This window comes from Chitinophaga sp. H8 (genome assembly GCF_040567655.1).
Taxonomy (GTDB): domain Bacteria; phylum Bacteroidota; class Bacteroidia; order Chitinophagales; family Chitinophagaceae; genus Chitinophaga; species Chitinophaga defluvii.
Genome location: NZ_JBEXAC010000001.1, coordinates 2966724 through 2986502 on the forward strand (window position 1 = coordinate 2966724; position 19779 = coordinate 2986502).

Below are 19779 nucleotides of genomic sequence, written 5' to 3' on the forward strand. Positions count from 1 at the left end.
CGCTTTCCCTCTCTTTTTATATATACCACCTGTATAAATCAAGCCTTTTTCTCCACTGGTACCCATAATAGCCTTCTAATAGGGAGCACTTTACCGGAACTTCCCTACCCAGTAGCGCCACACTGGTAGCTCCTCCAGGGCTTCCCCGGTGTTACAGCGGTGTATACCCAGGGTTACGTCTTTAATAAACTCGTGATAAAGCCTGGTCAAAGGCTATATAAAGCCCAGATAAAGCCTCCCTTTTTAAGTAGGTCTTATCTAGCCTTTATGTAGGCTTCATATAGGCTTTATATAGGCTTTATCTATAAGGAAAGGTAGGCTGAATAAGGAGTTTAGTATAGGTTTGAATGCAAGATAAGCCGTAGTGAAGGATTTCCGGCTACAACAAGAGGTTTGAAACGGGGCAAAAACAAAAACCCCGGTAAGGGAGTACTTACCGGGGTTTTAAAAAGCTGATGGGAAAGATTTACAGGATGTATTTCCCTTTATTATCTACCAGTACTACCGGTAGTTTATGATGTTTCTCAAAGTAGTCGTAAGCTGTTTTCAGCTCTACCCAGAATTGCTGGGAAGAGTTGTCGGTGAGCGATACTGTACCCAGGTAATCCAATGACCGGGTGTTACCAAATTTAACCGGGAACACATGTACCGGAATGAAGTCCTGTCCGGCATTTTTGGCGTTTACGGCCAGGATATATACTTCATTGATAAATTCGTCTGTCAGCGGAATACAACCAATTGTAATACAGCTGCCATGGATATAGATTTCTCCTCCCGGCTTTTTTTGATCGCTCAGGATCTTATCTGAAAAGTTAGGATAATTGATTCCTAGAGAGAGGTGGTAGTTGCTGTTAGGGTTAAAGTCGTTGATGTAATAAAACCCTTCCGGCACCTGCCTGTCGCCTTCCTTGCGTTTAGGCCCCATTTTGCCCGACAGGGTACATACCCGGTAGCTTTTAAAGAGCCGGAAAGTATCCGCCACATTATTTTTCACCCATACCTCCATTTCGCTGTCCAGCTTAAAGGAACGGATGAAGATGTATTTTGCCGGATAGGTAAGTCCCTTCTTTTCAAATTCCTTTTTCAGCAGATCCTCTTTTTCCCGGTAGGCTTCCCCTACTTTCGGGAACAGCTTCTGGTTGTCCAGAAAGGATTGCTGACCATATATCTCACTCGCTCCCAACAGCGCCAGCGCTATAACTAATAACCGCTTCATATTAATTTTCAACAAAATTTTAACAAATCAGACCCTGTAATTACTGCGTTTTCCGTTGTATTGGTACCTTTTTCCGCTTATCTCAGCAACGTAATATACCCCAGAAAGAACAACAATATAGCAAAGATAACATATATTATAATTCCTACTTTACGATTTGCAAACCGTAGAATATAATGCCTGTGGCCCTGGTAGATAAGGAAAGCCGTGATAGCCTGAAAAATCCCTCCCAGCATAAACAAGATGCCAAATAAAGTTTGTGTACTCATACAAACGTGTCTGTGATTTAAATATTGCTGGTAAAAATAGCAAAATCTTTAACTAGCTGTTAGCTCTTAGCTGTTAGCATTGAAGCGGATGAATAAAAAAAATAGCTGTTAGCAGTTAGCTCTTAGCTGTTAGCATTGAAGCGGATGAATAGACCCTAGTTTTAGCAACAAAACACAGGAAAGCTAATAGCTAACAGCCAAAAGCTAACAGCTAAAAAAAACGGCTGCCGCGCGATTTGCGGGCAGCCGGTTGAATTGTAACCTATCAGCGATCGAAAATGTGTCTTTTATAGCAGGCAGGGGAACAACCCTTGTAACTTATAAGTTACCGCGCAATGCCTGTTCTCTTTCGATAGATTCAAAGAGTGCTTTAAAATTGCCTTTCCCGAAAGATTTGGCGCCTTTGCGCTGGATGATTTCAAAGAATATGGTAGGGCGGTCCTGTATGGGTTTGGTAAAGATCTGCAGGAGATACCCTTCATCATCCCGGTCTACCAGGATACCCAGTTCCTGCAGCGGGCGGATATCTTCATCTATTTCGCCTACCCTTTCTTTCAGGGTGGTATAATAGGATGCCGGAACTGTCAGAAATTCCACGCCTCTCTTTTGCAGCTCACCTACGGTTTCGATGATATCATTGGTAGCGATGGCCACGTGCTGTACCCCCGGGCCACCATAGAAGTCCAGGTATTCTTCTATCTGGGATTTCTTTTTACCTTCTGCCGGTTCGTTGATGGGGAATTTAACGCGGCCGTTACCGTTGCTCATTACCTTACTCATCAGGGCCGTGTATTCGGTAGAAATGTCTTTATCGTCAAAAGAGATCAGATTACGGAAGCCCATTACCCGCTCATAGAATCCTACCCAGGTATTCATTTCATTCCAGCCTACATTACCTACGCAATGGTCTACATACTGCAATCCGGTGTTGGCAGGATTGTAAGTTGTTTTCCATTCTTTAAAGCCGGGGAGGAAAGGACCATTGTATTTTTTTCTTTCCACGAAGAGGTGTACGGTATCCCCATAGATACGGATACCGCTGCGCACCACTTCCCCATGTTCGTCTTTTTCCAGGGTAGGCTGCATAAAAGGCTCTGCCCCTCTTTTTACGGTTTCTTCAAAAGCAGCGCGGGCATCATCTACCCAGAGTGCCAGCACCCGCACTCCATCGCCATGCTTATCAATATGCCGGGAGATTTCATTACCCGGGAATAAAGGCGTGGTTAAAACAAAACGGATCTTATTTTGAATAAGTACATAAGATACACGGTCTTTCACGCCAGTTTCCGGGCCGGCATAGGCGACAGATTGAAAACCAAATGCGGTTTTATAATAATGGGCAGCCTGTTTGGCATTCCCCACATAAAATTCGATATAATCAGTGCCGTTCAATGGTAAAAAGTCGTGCTGGTCCTGTAAAGTGGCCGCATTACTAACTGCAGTTTCCATAAAGTAAGATTGTTTTGGTGTGGATTAATTTTAAGTACGGTTATTTATTCTGCCCAGCTCATCACATAGTCTTTGTCTTCTATGCCCAGGGCAGCTGTTGTTATTTGCAGCGGATGAAAGGTATCTACCATTACCGCCAGTTCTTTTGTTTCTTTTGCCCCTATGCTTTTGGCCACCGCACCGGGGTGCGGGCCATGCGGAATACCTGCCGGATGCAGGGTGATCATACCACGGGTGACATGTTTGCGGCTCATAAAATCCCCATCTACATAATACAGCACTTCATCACTATCAATATTGCTGTGATTGTAAGGCGCCGGGATAGACAGCGGGTGATAATCAAAGAGGCGGGGACAGAAAGAGCACACCACGAAGTTGGTACCTTCAAAGGTTTGATGCACCGGCGGGGGCTGATGCACCCGCCCGGTGATCGGTTCAAAATCGTGGATAGAAAAGGCAAACGGGTATTCACATCCATCCCAGCCAATAACATCAAATGGGTGGTGTTTGTAGTGGATGGGGTATATCACCCCTTTCTTTTTTATGTTGATCAGAAAGTCGCCTTCCTGGTCGATTGTTTCCAGATTTTGTGGCTGACGGATATCCCTTTCACAGAAAGGAGCATGTTCCAGCAACTGCCCGTAATGGCTCAGGTATCTTTTGGGATAACGTATCGGGCTAAACGACTCTACAATAAAAAGCCGGTTGTTTTCATTGGCAAAAGTGATCTGGTAGATCGTGCCCCTTGGAATCACCAGGTAGTCGCCATAACCAAACTCCAGTTGTCCGTATTGTGATTTTAATACCCCATTGCCTTCATGTACAAAGATGAGCTCGTCCGCATCTGCATTCTTATAAAAGTAATCCTGCATACTATGGCGGGGAGCAGCCAGAACGATATGGCAATCACTGTTGACCAGCACGGCTTTGCGGCTGTGCAGAAAGTCATCTTCCCCTTTTATATCAAATCCCTGGAAGCTCCGGTGTTTTAACATTTTTTCTTCTGCCACTTCCGGCGCTACACTATAAGGTGTGTCTACTTTTACAATCTCTGTAGGCGGATGACAATGGTACAGCAACGAATAATGGGAAGAAAAGCCTTCTGTGGAAAACAATTGTTCCGAGTAAAGGGTGCCATCCGGTTTGTAAAACTGGGTGTGACGCTTATGCGGAATTTGTCCCAATTGATGGTATTGTGGCATGCCGGTAAATAAATTTTAAGGGTGCTGCAAAATATATGGTACGCTGATACGCCCCTGATACAATAAATTAGATCGATGTATAAGTAATTCGCAGAAAACGGTGAGCAGGTTTAACCACTATAAAGTTACGAATAATGTACAGGAAGATGGGTGGTTTATACCGCTTATCATGCAGCCGAATCCATGGCGAGGGTGGCCATGAGAAAATAGTAGCTGAGCTGGCTTTTGGATGTATATTTCAACAGTACCGACAAGTGGCTAATTTTTTACTGGCTAAAGTTAAGTATATTTTCTAATACCAAACAAATCCATGATATAGGGCTCCTTCCTGGTGAGAAAAAGCACTAGCCCAAGTCATTGTTTGTCATTAAATTGTCTTGAAAATATATGAATCGTAGGAATTTTCTGGCAAACAGGATCAAACCACGTTTATCATTCTTTAAAATAAACCTCTTTTGATAGAATATTTTCCAAACATTCAATCATTTATGAAATTTCATTCAGTATTTAAGTTCTTTTTTAGTTAAAATCAAAAATACCAGCCTGCATTTGCAATTATGGAATTAAACCACCACTTTTGTTATCAGAAAGTCAAATTATACTAAATAGTGCAACGTTTCCATACATATATCCTTTCTGCCACATGTGCCATCTCCGGTACATGCCACAGCACTATTATCACATCCACCACCATTACAACCCCATTGCGGGGTTAGTAATCACATATCATCCATCGATCACGGGAACGTGGTACACAGCCGGAAAGGTCCGGAGCTTTTCTTCGTATAAATATTCTTTAGCATGCAAGTATTAAAATTTGGCGGCACTTCTGTGGGAAGTACCAAGGCAATAGAACAGGTTTGTCACATTCTTCAGCACCATAAACCAGCCGGACAGTATGCCATTGTGGTATCAGCTATGGGTGGTATTACGGACAAGCTGATTCAATGCGGACAACTCGCCGGGCAAGGACAGGAACAATACCGGGTGATTTTACAGGAAATTGAAACCAGGCATCTGGATACGATCCGGGAACTGTTTCCTATTACTGCACAAAGCAGCCTGATCAGTCAGCTAAAGAAAAAACTCAATACGCTTGAAAGCCTGTGTGATGGTATATTCCAGGTAGGTGAGCTGAGTAAACGCTCTTTAGATAAAATTATGAGCTTCGGAGAACTGATCTCTTCCGTCCTCGTAGCAGAAAAATTAAAGCAACAAGGGCTGTATGCCGGGTGGAAAGACAGCCGGGAGCTGATCGTTACGGATGAATATTTTGGTAATGCCCGGGTAGATTTTCCGGCTACCAATCATCAGATCGCTGAATATTTCCAGGCAGCCCCGGCCGACTATATCGTATTTCCTGGTTTTGTAGCTCGCTCCCCCAGCGGAGAAACAACTACCCTGGGCCGGGGTGGTTCTGATTACACTGCTGCTATCATCGCTGCTGCTACCCATGCAGAAGTGCTGGACATCTGGACAGATGTAAGTGGTATGATGACGGCCGATCCCCGCCTGGTATCCCAGGCCATTCCCATCACCCATATTTCCTATGAGGAAGCAATGGAGCTATCTCACTTTGGCGCTAAAGTGATCTACCCTCCTACCATCCAACCTGTCATGGACAAACGTATTCCGATCTGGATCAAAAATACTTTTGCCCCTGCCGATCATGGCACCCTCATTCAGGACAATGCAGACCGCAGCTTCCCGGTTACCGGTATTTCCGGTATCCAGCATATCGCCCTGCTTACCCTGGAAGGAAGCGGCATGGTAGGTATCCCCGGATTCTCCAAAAGGCTGTTTGACGCCCTGCTGCAGGAACGGATCAACGTGATATTAATTACCCAGAGCTCGTCGGAACACTCTATTACCGTAGGTATTCATGAAGTGGATATGCTGAAAGCCAAAACAGCAGTAGACAGCGAGTTTTCCCAGGAGATACAGGAAAAGCATATAGAACCGCTGATTGTAGAAAGGGACATGAGCATTGTAGCGATCGTGGGAGATAAAATGAAAAACCACCATGGCACCAGCGGCAAATTATTCAGCGCCCTGGGCAGGAATGGCGTGAATGTAAGAGCGATTGCGCAGGGTTCTACAGAGAAAAATATCTCTACCGTTATCAATAAAGCAGATATCAGGAAAGCCCTGAACGTATTGCATGAAGCCTTTTTTGAAACGCCTTTAAAGCAGGTGAACATATTTATTGCCGGCGTAGGCAATGTAGGCAGCAAGCTACTGGAGCAGCTGCACCAGCAAAATACTTACCTGCAAAACGAATTAGGCTTGCAGGTACGGGTTATTGGATTGGCCAACAGCAAAAAGATGCTGCTGCAGGATAATAGTTTTGACCTGGAACAATGGCGGGAGCAGCTGGCCACCGGTGAGCCTACCGATATGCCCGCCTTTGTGCAGATGATCAAAACCCTTAACCTGCGCAACAGTGTATTTATAGATAATACTGCCAGCAAAGAGGTAGCTGCAGTATATGGAGAATTTTTACAGCATGGTATTTCTGTGGTAACCTGCAATAAAATTGCCTGTTCATCAGCATACAGTGATTACAAAAAGCTGAAAGACCTGGGGCGTCAGTTTAATGCCTCTTTCCTTTTTGAAACCAATGTAGGAGCCGGGCTTCCTGTGATCAATACACTGAACGACCTGATCAGAAGCGGCGATAAAGTGCGCAGCATCGAAGCCGTACTTTCCGGTAGCCTTAATTTTGTATTCAACAATTTTGTGCAGGATGCCAGTTTCCGGACAGTGGTAAAGGCCGCACAGGATGAAGGCTATACCGAACCGGACCCACGCATAGATCTGAGCGGTGTGGACGTGATGCGTAAAATCCTGATCCTGGCACGTGAAAGCGGTGCAGTGATGGAACTGGATGATATTACCAATCATTCCTTTTTGCCCGCAGCCTGTCTGGACGCTCCTTCTGTAGCCGATTTCTACGAACAGCTGGATGTACATGCCGGGCACTTCCTGGCTATCCGCCAGCAAGCCGATGCAGTGGGCAAGAAGCTCAAGTTTGTAGCAAAGTATGAAGACGGCAAAGCATCCGTTGGCTTACAATCTGTAGCCCCCGATCATCCGTTCTACAACCTGGAAGGAAAAGATAATATCGTATTGTATACCACCCACCGTTATGCAGCCCAACCGCTGATCGTAAAAGGTGCTGGCGCAGGAGCCGATGTTACCGCCTCCGGTATCTTTGCGGATATTATCAGAACGGCGCGGTAAGCGTCACAAAAACAACACTGCATACTAAAGACCGTAAACTGTAAGTAATGGATGCTATAAAAGTATTTGCTCCCGGTACCGTGGCCAACGTAGCCTGTGGCTTTGATGTAATAGGCCTGGCCATGGATGCCCCCGGAGATGAAATGATATTAAGAAGAACCGATAAACCCGGTATTACCATATCCGCTATTCACGGCGCTAATCTGCCTACAGATCCGTTGCAGAATGTAGCGGGCGTAGCTGTACAGGCATTACTACAGAAGTATGCCAACCCGGATATTGGCATTGACATAGAAATATTCAAAAACATACATCCCGGTAGTGGTATTGGCTCCAGTGCTGCCAGCAGTGCTGGAGCGGTAGTAGGGGTCAATCATTTGCTGGGGCAGCCTTTTACCCCTAAACAACTGGTGCGCTTTGCAATGGAAGGCGAACGCCTGGCCAGTGGTGCGGCGCATGCCGACAATGTAGCGCCTGCAGTAATGGGTGGTTTTACCCTTGTAAGAAGTTATAAGCCCCTGGATATTACCAGCCTGCATACACCTGCCGACTTATGGGTAAGCGTGATACATCCCCAGATAGAGGTAAAAACTTCTGATGCGCGGGAGATCCTGAAACAAAAAGTACTGATGACAGATGCTATCCGCCAATGGGGAAACGTAGGGGCGTTAGTAGCAGGATTGTACCAGGAAAATTATGACCTGATCAGCCGGGCGCTGGAAGATGTTATTGTAGAACCGGTACGTGCCATCCTCATTCCGGCTTTCTACGCACTCAAAACCAAATGCAAGGATGCCGGCGCATTGGGCGGTGGTATCTCCGGATCCGGCCCTTCTGTATTTATGCTGAGCAAAGGAGAAGAAAATGCGAGGAAGGTAGCCGCTATGATGGATACCATCTATGCACCGTTGGGCGTGGATTATAAAATCTATGTGTCCAAAATCAACACACAGGGGGTGAAAGTTATTTAATCGTACCCTGCAAAACAGCTAAACTGATCAAAGCATGCATTATTATAGTTTACAAAATCCCCAGCACCGGGTATCCTTTGAAGAAGCAGTGGTAAAAGGCCTGGCACCTGATAAAGGATTATATTTTCCCGATCATATTCCGCAGCTGGACAAGGATTTTATTGACCACCTGGAACAATATGACGACCTGGATATTGCTTACCGTGTCATCAGCCCTTTTGTTGGCCACGAGATTCCGGAAGCGGATTTAAAACAAATCATTAAAGACACGCTGCACTTTCCCTTTCCACTGGAAAAAGTAGCCGATCATATTTATGCGCTGGAACTGTTTCATGGGCCCACGCTGGCATTTAAAGATGTGGGCGCCCGGTTTATGGCAGGCTGCCTGGGATACTTCCGCCGCAACAGCACCAGGCCTGTTACGGTACTGGTAGCTACTTCCGGCGATACCGGCGGTGCAGTAGCACATGGGTTCTATAATGTACCCGGCATACGTGTGGTGATCCTCTACCCTTCCGGTAAAGTAAGCACCCTGCAGGAAAAACAACTTACCACCCTGGGCGGAAACATTGTAGCCCTGGAAATACAAGGCACTTTTGACGACTGCCAGCAGCTGGTAAAAACAGCTTTTCTGGACGACGACCTGCAGGCACACTGCCAGCTTACGTCGGCCAACTCTATCAATGTAGCCCGCTGGTTGCCACAGATGTTCTATTACTTCCTGGCCTACAAGCAAATGAAACAGGCCTATCCACACCTGGTATTTTCTGTGCCCAGCGGTAACTTCGGCAATATCTGCGCCGGGATGATGGCAGCAGCGATGGGCATGCCGGTACAGCGGTTTATTGCTGCTACCAATATTAATGATACGGTACCCCGGTTTATGGAAACCGGAAAATATACCCCAGGCAAAGCTACGCCTACACTGTCCAACGCGATGGATGTAGCCGACCCCAGCAATTTCGTACGCATATTGCGGTTATTCTCCGATAACCTGCCTGCCCTCCGCGAAAAGCTGACTTCAGGCAGTTTTACAGATGCGGCTACCGTAACAACAATGGAAACAGTATGGGCACAGCACCATTACATGCTGGACCCACATGGGGCGGTAGGCTACCTGGGACTGGAAAAATACTTCCAACCCGCTCCCGGCACGGCAGGCATTTTCCTGGAAACAGCACATCCCATAAAATTTGCTGATACTGCCCCGGCAGGGTTACAGGATAAAATAACCGCTCCGGCACGTATTCAGGAACTGTACGACCAGCCCAAAGCAGCTGTTTTACTGCCAGACAATTACGCTGCACTGAAACAATGGCTGCTGGCCAACGGATAACAACCTGTAGCAGCAGGCCACTATGTAATAGCCCCGCGGCTGCCGGATTGATATTTCGGATTTACAATTATACACTATAGATTTGAGGGCTGATGCTAATATAGCTGGTTCACGCTTTAAACATGGCCAACCTGGCATCATCACAAATCAATATTCATGAAGTATTTAGCAATACTCTTTTTAACAGCTTGCCTGTCGTGCCAATCCAGCACCCACAGGCAAGCTGTTACTACTGCCGCCGATACCGTGTTGTACAGCCCCCTCATCGTTCCCTATACAGATTCTATTCAGCAATTCCCGGAGAAACATGAGCTGTATTACCGGCGTGGCTTATTGCTATTCAATACGCACCCTAAACTCGCACAAACAGATTTTGAAAAAGCCGGTGCGCTGGCCCCTGCCATTACGGATTATTGGGCAGGCGCAGGTGAAGCAGCGCTACTGAATAATGAATACAGTAAAGCAGTAGCGCATTTTCATCAGGCCCTGCAAACAGCTCCCGGTTATGGGTATCTTCAATACCGGCTGGCTACCGCCATGGTGGAAAACCAGTCGTATAAATCGGCCGATAGCCTGGCAGATATTCTGGCACATGGCCAGGGACCGCGTGACCAGGCCTATTACCTCAAGGCACGTATTGCGGAAGACCGCAGGGATACTGCGCAGGCCATCAAACACCTCACCGCCGCCATTTCCATTGCCGGCCCGCACAGTGAATATGATGCCGTAATGGAACTGGGCGATCTGCTGCAGGCGCAACGCTCCCCTGCCGCACTCCACTATTATGATCTTGCTTACCAGCTGGACTCCACCAATGCGGAACCATTATATAGCAAAGGACAATACGAGGAACAGCTGGGCAAAACTGCCGATGCTGTAAAATCCTATCGTCAGGCTATCTTAACAGATCCCGGTTATCAGGCGGCGTATATGTCGCTCGGAAAAATAAGCATGGCACAGCAGCACTGGAAAGAAGGTGTGCAGTATTTTAACATGGCTGCCAAAACCTCCCCTACCGATGCAGCCGCCTATTACTACCGCGCTTCGTGCTACGAAAAACTGGGCAATAAAACATTGGCCATAGAAGATTATACCAAAGCGCTTTCGTTCAAAAAAGCATATCCTGAAGCACAGCAGGCACTGGATAGGTTGTTAAAATAGCGATTAGCTGTTAGCTTTTAGCCATTAGCCGATTATGTCATGTTTATCAAAGAGAATATACAGCCTATTTTTCATTACTTCCAGTAAAATGCAATAAGCTAAAAGCTAATGGCTAAAAGCTAACAGCTATTTTTACTAGCTTTACATAGAATTAAACATTTCGATTTTGGAAAAACAGCAAGTATTGATTGCCCCGTCCCTCCTGGCGGCAAACTTTTTGGAATTGGGTAAAGAAGTGGAGATGGTAAACCGGAGTGAAGCAGACTGGTTTCACCTGGATGTGATGGATGGCCGTTTTGTACCGAACATCAGTTATGGCCTGCCGGTGATTGCACAAATAAAAAAAGCGGCACGCAAGCCTTGTGATGTACACCTGATGATAGAAGAGCCGGAGAAGTATGCGGACGCCTTTCAAAAAGCAGGTGCCGATATATTAACGGTACATGCAGAAGCTTGTATCCATTTGCACAGGAATATCCAGCAGATAAAAGGTCTGGGGATGAAAGCGGGCGTAGCGCTGAATCCGCATACCCCGGTAAATGTACTGGAAAATATTATTGGTGATATTGATGTAGTACTGGTGATGAGTGTTAATCCAGGGTTTGGCGGACAGGCATTCATTCCGCAAACCTATCACAAAATTGCACAGGTGCGGGACATGATACAGCAACAGGGAGCGCATGCATTGATTGAAGTAGACGGAGGCGTTACGCTGGATAATGCGGCTGCGCTGATAAAAGCCGGCGCTGATGTGTTGGTAGCCGGCAGTTTTGTATTCTCTGCAGCGAATCCGGAAAACACCATCCACTTGTTAAAAGAAGCAAACAGGTAATAGGATGTACACCCTGGGTATGGCTTACACAGCCAGGTGTGTGATAATTTCCTTGGAAAGTGGCTTGGTCAGATAGCCCGTTACAAATGAATAAGTACGAACCCGCTCTTTATCTTTCTCATCAATTGAAGAGGTCAGTACAAAAATTTTAATGGGCTTGGCAAGTATCTCCTGGAAACCTGCATACTCGTTTAAAAAGTCCCACCCGTCCATTACCGGCATGTTGAGATCCAGCAAAATAACATCTGGCAGGTGCTGCGGATGTGTTAAATGCTGTTTCATATAATCCAGTACCTCCTGCGCATCCGAAAAGGTGCGGATATCTTTACTTATCCCCTGCCGTTCTATCATGATCTGCGCTATCTGCTGGTGTATAGGATCATCATCCACAATGAAAACCATATTGATCAACTTCATAAAAGGGACTATTCTCGCCTAAATGTAATAATAAATTTTGTTCCAAGGCCTGGCTGGCTTTCTGCTCTGATACTTCCCCCCATCGCCTCTACCTGGGTTTTAGTAATAAACAGGCCTATCCCCTTGGCATCCTTGTTCTTATGGAATGTTTTCCGGAAGCCAAACAACTTATTGCCAAAGCGTTCCATGTCAATCCCCATTCCATTGTCTTCTACCGTTAATACCGTATAGGCCTCTTCTTCCCAGCTTTCCAGATGTAATGCCAGGGGCCTGTCGGCCGACCGGTACCGGATGGCATTGGTAATAAAATTTTGCAGGATGCTATCCAGGTATACCCTGGGATATTCAATCACCGGCGCCTTATCAAAGCTGGCCGTAAGCCGGATACCACTGGTTTCTATATCTACCAACAGCACGTCCTTTACCTTTTGCAACCGTTCCGCAAAGAAGAGTTTTTCCTTTTCAACATTAATATCCTTTCTGATCTGGACTACCTCTACCAGGTCGTTGAGTGTTTCATCTATCTTTTTGATCACCTCCTGTACCATGCCCAGGTATAGTTCCCGTTCCTGCAGGGATAACGCCTCATTATGCATCTGCATCAGCGCTTTCAGGTTAGCGATAGGTGCCCTGAGGTTATGAGAAGTGATATGGGCAAAATCTTCCAGCTGCTTATTCTGGTTGAGCAGGCTTTTGTTAAGCGTAGAAAGCTGCTCGTTGGCCTTACGCAGGTCTTTCTGCATTTTCCGGCTTTCTGTGATATCCCACATGAATACGGAGATGCTGCCATCGCGCATAGACGTTAGTAAAAAATCATACCATTTGTTTGGTTGGGAGAAGTAGATGCTGAATGACTGTGATTCCTGTTTATCAATACATTCCTGCAATCTGTTGTAGAAGACTGTATCTGCCAGCCAGGGAAACACTTCGAATATCTTACTCCCTTCCGTTACACTATGCCCCACCATGGCCTCTGCCTTTTTGTTGGCAAAGTTGAGGGTACCATCTCTTTCTATGGCTGCATACCCCATGTCAATCGCATCAAAAAACAGGCGCATCAGTTCGGTATTACGGGATAGTTCATCACGTATCTGATGTTGTTCCGTAATATCCTGGCATACCCCATAGAGGCGTACCAGTTTACCATCTTTATAGCCGGGCTGTCCGATACTGTTTATCCGCTTATGATTCCCCTTTGCAGTAATAATATTGAAATGAGCATCGTAGGGCTTCCCTTCCTCTTTACAAAGTTTGATCAGCCGGTCTATTTCCTTGCGGGAGTCTTCTGTGTAAAACTCCAGCGCAGCCGTATTATCCAAAGGGGTTCCCAGTTCCATTTCAAAGATATGATAGGTTTCTGCCGACCACCTCACCTGGCAGGTAGTCATGTCTACTTCCCATCCCCCTATTTTGCCTACCTTACCCGTTTGCAACAGGAATTCCTGGTTTTGCAGGTTCTCTGCCTCCTGTAGTTTTTTCTCCGTAATGTCATTGACCAGGGCTACTACTATCATGTCTTTATCCACCGGGTCTTCTACCGGGAATACGGTCAGGTCCAGGCATACTTCCCGGCCCAACTGGGTCCATTGTTCATCCTGTGAAAAGTCGACCTTTTTTTCCAGCCGCAGGGTTTCATTTTGCTGCAATGCCTGTGTAAAAAGCATATCCAGCTGAAACATCCGTGCAAAACGATCATTCATCACATTAAAAGGCACCCCAGAAAGCGATTCCGGTGTATTCAGGAAATGGCGTTGTGTATGATTAATCCGCTGCACAAATCCAAAGCTGTCGAACTGTATATACCCAACCGGCAGATTTTCAATGATATTATCCAGCAGGCGTTCGCTTTTACGCAAGCTGATTTCTGCCAGTTTCTTTTCGGTGATTTCCGTTAAGATGAGGAACAGGTCCGCTTCTGCACCCGGACCTTCTGATACAGAAAACACGATGGCCTCAAAGTACACAGGATGGATCCGCGTTACATTCCCATATTCCTGTTCTGTATATTTCAGGAGTATTTCTTTGGTAACAGGTGTTTGTTTGTGTGCCACTTCAGCAAACAACTGGCTTAATCCATTATGCTGATAGAAGGGGTCTGTCAGCAGGTTATAGCCAGGGGTCGTAAATAAAGCATGATCTTCCCCCCATATGTCCCGTTGTTTGCTGTTCATATCAATGCTGATCCCTTCCGCAGTAAACTGTTGCAGGCCTATGGGCAGGTTTTCCAGTATTTCCCCGAAGTAATGATCATTCTTCTTACGTTTTATTTCCAGCAGTTTGCGGCCGGTAATGTCCATTCCGAACAACAGGTAGGTTTGTGCCCCGGGAGCCGGTTGCAGCATCATATCGAGCCAGATGGGCGCGGTAGAGGTATGGCAGCATATTTCGGTTCTTACGGAGATACCTGTCTGTAATTTTTTCCAGATATCCTGCCATTTACGTTTATCCGTCACTAAAGCCCCAAAGGGGCTTCCCTGCAGTTTTTCCGCAGGCCTTTGCAGCAGTTGGGAAGCAAAAGTATTTGCCAGCACGATATTACCCGCAGGATCCAGTGTTATGACCAGGGCGCTATGATCGATTGCCTTCTGGGTAAACAGCATGGCCTCTTTTCCGGAGGAGCAATGCACTACTTTTCCTTGCGGGCGCAGGGTAAACAGTATATAGACGGGCGTGTTGGGGGTGTCCTGTAATGGTTTACAGGATATTTTATAATGTTGGACTAATTTTCCATCATGCATCACCTGGGCATTCCAGCTGCGCTTTTTTCCTGCCAGCGCAGCTTTAAAATGCAGCTGCAACAGTTCCTGCCAGTCGGGCAAATTACAGTATAAGTCGTGCAAACACGTACCCGGAGCAATGGTTGTGTCAAGGATTCTCCGGTTTTCTGATACAAAAGCTTCATTCATTTCCAGCAGGCAACCATGCAAATCCAGCACGGCCACAGGGTCCTTCATTTCTTCCAGGATCTGGTTCAGCATAGCTAAATTCATAAGCTTGTATTCTCAAAAAAGCATCTAAAGTACTTAATATATTACAAAAAAACACTATTACCAAGTGGTAAGATAACAAATTGTTTCACAATAAGATAAGTATTTTACAAATGAAGTAGCAGCTTGGTCTGCCGGTCAAAACGGTGAAGCGGGCGCTGGTTGTCGGGGATGAAGTTAACAGGATGTTATCCACGATTGTGGATTTTCTATTTTCAGCATATGTAAAAGGATAGATATCTTTGAGGGCCAATAGATTAATGTGGCCGGCAAAATAGTCCGTTGCAGGTAACTTAAATTCTTAACCAACAATTGTAATGAAGATGAAAGTATTAATTATTATGGGATCAGAAAGTGACAAACCAGTTATGCAAGAATCCCAGCATTACCTGCAATATTTTAGTATCGAAAGTGAAATGGTAGTAGCCTCTGCGCATCGTAATCCGGACAAGGTACGTGATCTTTGTATCAATGCTGAGCAAAACGGGTTTGGCGTGGTTATTGCCGCAGCAGGTATGGCAGCAGCATTGCCTGGTGTAGTATCTGCCTATACTTCCTTACCGGTATTAGGCGTTCCTTTAGATGGCGGTTTGCCCGGTGGTATTGACGCATTGTATTCCATTGTGCAGATGCCCGCAGGTTTGCCCGTAGGTACTCTTGCTGTAGGCAAAGCAGGTGCACGCAATGCAGCGATACTCGCAGCCAGAATATTTGCGCTGAGCGATAAAGCTGTAGCAGCACGTGTAGCAGCATTTAAACAAAATGGTTACAGAATTTAGTAATTGCTTAACAAAACCGCGGTCAGGATTGTAGAATAATTAGATATATTACAATCGTATTCCTCGTATCTTAAATCATAGCATCTTTGACTGAATCAATTATCAACTTAGATAGTATTAATCCCATTGAGTTTTTCGGAGTAAACAACGGAAAGCTGGATTTACTGAAAAAGAAATTTCCCCTGTTAAAGATCCTGTCCAGAGGCACACAGCTGAAACTGTCAGGCGCACCGGAGGAAGTTACCACCGCCCAGGAAAAGATAGGCCAGATTGTTAAATACCTTGAAAGAAATGGTAATTTAACAGAGGGCTATTTTGAACAGATTTTAGGCGATGGAGAAGTAAGTGTTGACCACTTCAGTGATAGAAATCCCAATGAAGTGTTGGTATTCGGGCCTAACGGACGTACGGTACGTGCCCGGACCGCGAATCAAAAAAAGATGGTATCCCTGGCCGACAAGAACGATATCGTATTTGCCATTGGGCCGGCGGGTACCGGTAAAACCTATACTGCCGTGGCACTGGCAGTACGGGCATTAAAGAACAAGGCTGTCAGAAAGATCATTCTTACCCGTCCTGCTGTAGAAGCAGGGGAAAACCTGGGATTTCTGCCAGGTGATCTTAAAGAAAAGATTGACCCCTACCTGCGCCCGCTGTATGATGCACTGGATGATATGATACCGGCAGAGAAGCTGAGCTATTTTATGACCAACAACATCATTGAAATTGCACCACTGGCGTATATGCGTGGTCGTACACTGGATAATTCCTTTATTATCCTGGACGAGGCACAAAATGCGACAGACCTGCAGATCAAAATGTTTCTGACCAGAATAGGGCCTTCTGCCAAAGCCATCATCACTGGTGACCTCACCCAGATAGATCTGCCCAAAAACCAAAAGTCGGGCCTGGAAAAGGCAACCCGGATCTTAAAGAAGATCGATGGGATCGGTTATTTACAGCTGGATGAAGAGGATGTAGTAAGGCATCGCCTGGTAAAAGCCATTATCAAGGCGTATGATGCGGAAAAAGAGCGGGAGGAAAAGATATAAGCTGTTAGCTGTTAGCCTTTAGCTGTTAGCTTGCATTATACAAGCTAACAGCTAAAGGCTAACAAGCAAACATCAATACCTAAAAGCTAACAGCCAACAGCTAATAGCTCCATATTAACGCTTCCTTAACAGGCTAAACCGTAAATTTAGCCTTCGGAAAGAGCCGTATGTAGGAAACCCTGCCTGTGATGAAAGGATGAGAAAGCAGCTGATGAAGACATGCCGGTCAGCGTTGGAAGTAAATGTACTGATAGCCCAAATGCTTGCCCTCAAATGTTCACTTTTGCAGAATTGGATCTTTCCCCCTATTTTTGTTAGTGATATTATATAATTAATTGACTACATGACCAATTATTGGCGAATTCTGACTTTGGCTCTTTTATCAGTCGCATTATTCAGTGGTTGTAAAAAACAGGCAACACCTCAGGAAGTGGCGTTGGCGTTTATGCATGCCATACAGGATTCTAATTTTGACCTGGCCAGAGAATATGCTACAAAAGAATCACAGCAGGTAATACAATTGTACTCCTTCTTTGATGCCCGCAGAAGTGATGCGGAAAGAGAAAAGATCAAAAAAGCGCATATTGAAGTAGTGGATACCCAGGAAGTAGATGATAAGGCATCTGTCACTATCCTTAATTCATCTGCCCACCAGAAAGAGATCCTGCAATTGATCAAAGAAAGCGGGAAATGGCGTATTTCTTTAACTTTTGAAAGTATTATACCCAATTATATTCCACCAGCTAACCCAACCACTTTAGACTCTACATCAATGACGCCAACGGACACCGCGCCACAAGCTCCCATTGCTGCACCGGCGTCAAAGTAACTTCTTACAGCCTTTTTGCTGTATTTAGCGGATAATTTTTAGCTATTACAGTTGAGTTCCTTAATTTTGCCACGCACTAACGTGTAGTACCTGTTTAAAAACGGGGTATTTTGTTGCCATTTAACTTGTATCAGGGGTTAATGGATGCATCTTTTCATATCTCTCCTGCCAGTGCAGGAGCAATAAATTGCAACGGAAACAAAGCCTGGATTACACGTGAAGCGAAGTATTGTATATAAAATTAAAAGAAAAGTAGATTATGATGACAAATCCATGGCATAGTGTTAATCCCGGATCGCACGTGCCGAATGTTGTAAATGCTATTATTGAAATTCCTAAAGGATGTCGCGCCAAATATGAACTGGATAAAGAAAGCGGTTTATTGAAACTGGACAGGGTACTGTATTCTTCCGTCTACTATCCGGCCAACTACGGGTTTATTCCACAATCTTACTGTGATGATCATGATCCATTGGATATCCTGATCCTGTCTCAGATTGAGTGTGTGCCCATGTGTATCATCGAAGCCAAAGTAATTGGCGTGATGCAGATGATAGATGGCGGAGAAGCGGATGATAAGATCATCGCGGTAGCTGCCAATGATATGAGCGTAAATTACATCAACGATATTTCAGAATTACCTCCTCATTTTACTGCAGAAATGAGACATTTCTTTGAAGAATATAAAAGGCTGGAAAACAAAACCGTGCAGGTAGAAGAATTCCAGAATAAAGCAGTGGCAGAGCGGATCATTATGGAAAGCTTTGACGCGTATCAGAAAATGTTCAAACAAAAATAGATGCGCATGACCCTTCCTATCATCCTTGGGCTTATTCTACTGGGCTTGCTGGCAGGCGCTTTCAGCGGAGTAGTAGGTATTGGTGGCGGTATTATCATTGTACCGGCACTGGTATACCTCTTTGGATTATCACAACACCAGGCGCAGGGCACTACGCTTGGCTTACTGATGTTTCCGGTAGGTATACTGGCGGTAATACAGTATTACAAACAAGGTTATATTGATTACCGTTTTGTACTTTTTATTGCTGCCGGCTTCATTATCGGCGGCTACCTGGGTGGTAAATTAGTGGTGAACATTCCTGATTACATCATCAAGAAAATTTTTGCACTGCTTATGATAGCCATTGCAGTGAAAATCTTATTCTTTGATAAATAACCTGATACTAAACGCCACACAAATAGCCTTGCCGGCTATTTGTGTGGCGTTTTTCTTTTGCCGGCATACTAACTTTGCAAATACCGCTTAATAATGCGCAGCTGATGCGTACGCAACCCCGTATCCGCATTAATGATCCCCTGATTGTCAATATTATCTACCCTCACTTTCCCGGCAGCATGGATGATTTCATGATCGTTCAATAGGATCCCCACATGGGTAATACGCCCCTCTGCGTTATCAAAAAAGGCAAGGTCGCCCAGGCGGGCTTCCTGTAAAAAGTCTAATACGTCTCCTTGTGTTGCCTGCTGGTACGCATCCCTTAAAAGCGATATGCCGCATAGTTTAAACACAGACTGGGTAAATCCGGAGCAATCAATACCAAACACCGACTTGCCTCCCCATAAATAAGCCGTATTCAGAAAATGGAATGCGATCCCCCTTAATTCATGTATTACAGGCCTGGCAGGTAATGCCTGCATTGCCCCCGGGTCCTCCCCAAACTGTACTTTTATGCCTCCCCAGTACGCCTCATTCCCATTACTTCCTTTGATAGTACACCCATATGGCACTACCATAGGTTGCCCATTTAGTAGCACAGTATTGCTCCAATGCGGCATAAAATGAGTAACTTGTGCATTAAATAACTGGTTGTCAATAATTTCCAGGTGAACAGTGGTGGCCCATCCTTCATAACTATCAGACTGGCATTTTACCTTTACCCAACCATCGGTACCGGTATCTGTTATTTCCACACATTCACCCCAAAGCACCTGGGAAATCATTTCACTCTTATGGGCTGCAGCAGCTCTTAGAGGCATTACAGGAACTATTGTAATGGCGTATGGCATACTAATTG

General features: G+C 45.4%; 16 protein-coding genes. 10 read left to right on the forward strand and 6 right to left on the reverse strand.

The annotated features are described in order from the left end of the window. Nucleotides 1-466 precede the first annotated feature (466 nt). The 3 genes from ABR189_RS11260 to ABR189_RS11270 form a co-directional block, all read right to left on the reverse strand. The gene (locus ABR189_RS11260; RefSeq protein WP_354660588.1) at nt 467-1216 is read right to left on the reverse strand and encodes a L,D-transpeptidase family protein; all 750 of its coding nucleotides are present in this window, start codon (nt 1214-1216) and stop codon (nt 467-469) included. A 587-nt stretch (nt 1217-1803) separates the two neighbouring features. After that, the gene (gene hppD, locus ABR189_RS11265) at nt 1804-2934 is read right to left on the reverse strand and encodes a 4-hydroxyphenylpyruvate dioxygenase (protein ID WP_354660589.1); all 1131 of its coding nucleotides are present in this window, start codon (nt 2932-2934) and stop codon (nt 1804-1806) included. Between the two features lie 44 nt (nt 2935-2978). Then, nucleotides 2979-4136 (reverse strand): homogentisate 1,2-dioxygenase, encoded by a 1158-nt coding sequence (locus tag ABR189_RS11270; protein ID WP_354660590.1) that lies wholly within the window; start codon nt 4134-4136, stop codon nt 2979-2981. 801 nt (nt 4137-4937) lie between these two features. On the opposite strand from ABR189_RS11270, the gene thrA reads away from it, so the two are divergent. From thrA to rpe, 5 genes are all read left to right on the forward strand, one after another. Continuing rightward, complete coding sequence (thrA, locus tag ABR189_RS11275) at nt 4938-7379, forward strand: bifunctional aspartate kinase/homoserine dehydrogenase I (RefSeq protein ID WP_354660591.1); 2442 nt, start codon at nt 4938-4940, stop codon at nt 7377-7379. A 47-nt stretch (nt 7380-7426) separates the two neighbouring features. Continuing rightward, nucleotides 7427-8350 carry a homoserine kinase gene (locus ABR189_RS11280; protein WP_354660592.1) on the forward strand — a complete coding sequence of 308 codons (924 nt, stop codon included), beginning with the start codon at nt 7427-7429 and terminating at the stop codon, nt 8348-8350. A gap of 34 nt (nt 8351-8384) precedes the next feature. Next, the gene (thrC, locus tag ABR189_RS11285; RefSeq protein ID WP_354660593.1) at nt 8385-9686 is read left to right on the forward strand and encodes a threonine synthase; all 1302 of its coding nucleotides are present in this window, start codon (nt 8385-8387) and stop codon (nt 9684-9686) included. A 156-nt stretch (nt 9687-9842) separates the two neighbouring features. Beyond that, the gene (locus ABR189_RS11290; protein WP_354660594.1) at nt 9843-10847 is read left to right on the forward strand and encodes a tetratricopeptide repeat protein; all 1005 of its coding nucleotides are present in this window, start codon (nt 9843-9845) and stop codon (nt 10845-10847) included. Nucleotides 10848-11013: 166 nt separating this feature from the next. Continuing rightward, nucleotides 11014-11679, forward strand: a complete 666-nt coding sequence (gene rpe / locus ABR189_RS11295) for a ribulose-phosphate 3-epimerase (RefSeq protein WP_354660595.1) — start codon at nt 11014-11016, stop codon at nt 11677-11679. Nucleotides 11680-11703: 24 nt separating this feature from the next. Here the strand turns inward: rpe and ABR189_RS11300 are convergent, their stop codons facing one another. After that, nucleotides 11704-12096: a response regulator gene (locus tag ABR189_RS11300; protein ID WP_354660596.1), complete on the reverse strand. Its 393-nt coding sequence runs from the start codon at nt 12094-12096 to the stop codon at nt 11704-11706. Nucleotides 12097-12104: 8 nt separating this feature from the next. Further along, a complete protein-coding gene (locus tag ABR189_RS11305) occupies nt 12105-15086 on the reverse strand; it encodes a PAS domain S-box protein (RefSeq protein WP_354660597.1) in 2982 nt (993 codons plus the stop codon). Between the two features lie 320 nt (nt 15087-15406). Between ABR189_RS11305 and purE the strand changes: the two genes are divergently transcribed. The 5 genes from purE to ABR189_RS11330 all read left to right on the forward strand — a co-directional run bounded on the left by purE (nt 15407) and on the right by ABR189_RS11330 (nt 18920). After that, nucleotides 15407-15862 (forward strand): 5-(carboxyamino)imidazole ribonucleotide mutase, encoded by a 456-nt coding sequence (gene purE, locus ABR189_RS11310; protein ID WP_354660598.1) that lies wholly within the window; start codon nt 15407-15409, stop codon nt 15860-15862. Nucleotides 15863-15948: 86 nt separating this feature from the next. Next, a complete protein-coding gene (locus tag ABR189_RS11315; protein WP_354660599.1) occupies nt 15949-16914 on the forward strand; it encodes a PhoH family protein in 966 nt (321 codons plus the stop codon). 343 nt (nt 16915-17257) lie between these two features. After that, entirely contained in the window at nt 17258-17743 is a 486-nt protein-coding gene (locus ABR189_RS11320; protein WP_354660600.1) for a nuclear transport factor 2 family protein, read from the forward strand. 259 nt (nt 17744-18002) lie between these two features. Next, nucleotides 18003-18542 (forward strand): inorganic diphosphatase, encoded by a 540-nt coding sequence (locus ABR189_RS11325; RefSeq protein ID WP_354660601.1) that lies wholly within the window; start codon nt 18003-18005, stop codon nt 18540-18542. Nucleotides 18543-18548: 6 nt separating this feature from the next. Continuing rightward, entirely contained in the window at nt 18549-18920 is a 372-nt protein-coding gene (locus ABR189_RS11330; protein ID WP_354660602.1) for a sulfite exporter TauE/SafE family protein, read from the forward strand. Between the two features lie 68 nt (nt 18921-18988). On the opposite strand, the gene ABR189_RS11335 is transcribed toward ABR189_RS11330, so the two are convergent. Continuing rightward, nucleotides 18989-19771 (reverse strand): C40 family peptidase, encoded by a 783-nt coding sequence (locus tag ABR189_RS11335; protein WP_354660603.1) that lies wholly within the window; start codon nt 19769-19771, stop codon nt 18989-18991. Between the last annotated feature and the right edge of the window lie 8 nt (nt 19772-19779).

Bases quoted from the DNA above. Each gene is read 5' to 3' on its own strand.
- ABR189_RS11270 (WP_354660590.1), bottom strand. From the start codon at position 4,136: ATGCCACAATACCATCAATTGGGACAAATTCCGCATAAGCGTCACACC.
- purE (WP_354660598.1), top strand. From the start codon at position 15,407: ATGAAAGTATTAATTATTATGGGATCAGAAAGTGACAAACCAGTTATG.
- ABR189_RS11335 (WP_354660603.1), bottom strand. From the start codon at position 19,771: ATGCCATACGCCATTACAATAGTTCCTGTAATGCCTCTAAGAGCTGCT.
- ABR189_RS11280 (WP_354660592.1), top strand. From the start codon at position 7,427: ATGGATGCTATAAAAGTATTTGCTCCCGGTACCGTGGCCAACGTAGCC.
- ABR189_RS11330 (WP_354660602.1), top strand. From the start codon at position 18,549: ATGACCCTTCCTATCATCCTTGGGCTTATTCTACTGGGCTTGCTGGCA.
- thrA (WP_354660591.1), top strand. From the start codon at position 4,938: ATGCAAGTATTAAAATTTGGCGGCACTTCTGTGGGAAGTACCAAGGCA.
- hppD (WP_354660589.1), bottom strand. From the start codon at position 2,934: ATGGAAACTGCAGTTAGTAATGCGGCCACTTTACAGGACCAGCACGAC.
- ABR189_RS11325 (WP_354660601.1), top strand. From the start codon at position 18,003: ATGATGACAAATCCATGGCATAGTGTTAATCCCGGATCGCACGTGCCG.
- thrC (WP_354660593.1), top strand. From the start codon at position 8,385: ATGCATTATTATAGTTTACAAAATCCCCAGCACCGGGTATCCTTTGAA.
- ABR189_RS11290 (WP_354660594.1), top strand. From the start codon at position 9,843: ATGAAGTATTTAGCAATACTCTTTTTAACAGCTTGCCTGTCGTGCCAA.
- ABR189_RS11300 (WP_354660596.1), bottom strand. From the start codon at position 12,096: ATGAAGTTGATCAATATGGTTTTCATTGTGGATGATGATCCTATACAC.
- ABR189_RS11305 (WP_354660597.1), bottom strand. From the start codon at position 15,086: ATGAATTTAGCTATGCTGAACCAGATCCTGGAAGAAATGAAGGACCCT.
- ABR189_RS11260 (WP_354660588.1), bottom strand. From the start codon at position 1,216: ATGAAGCGGTTATTAGTTATAGCGCTGGCGCTGTTGGGAGCGAGTGAG.
- ABR189_RS11320 (WP_354660600.1), top strand. From the start codon at position 17,258: ATGACCAATTATTGGCGAATTCTGACTTTGGCTCTTTTATCAGTCGCA.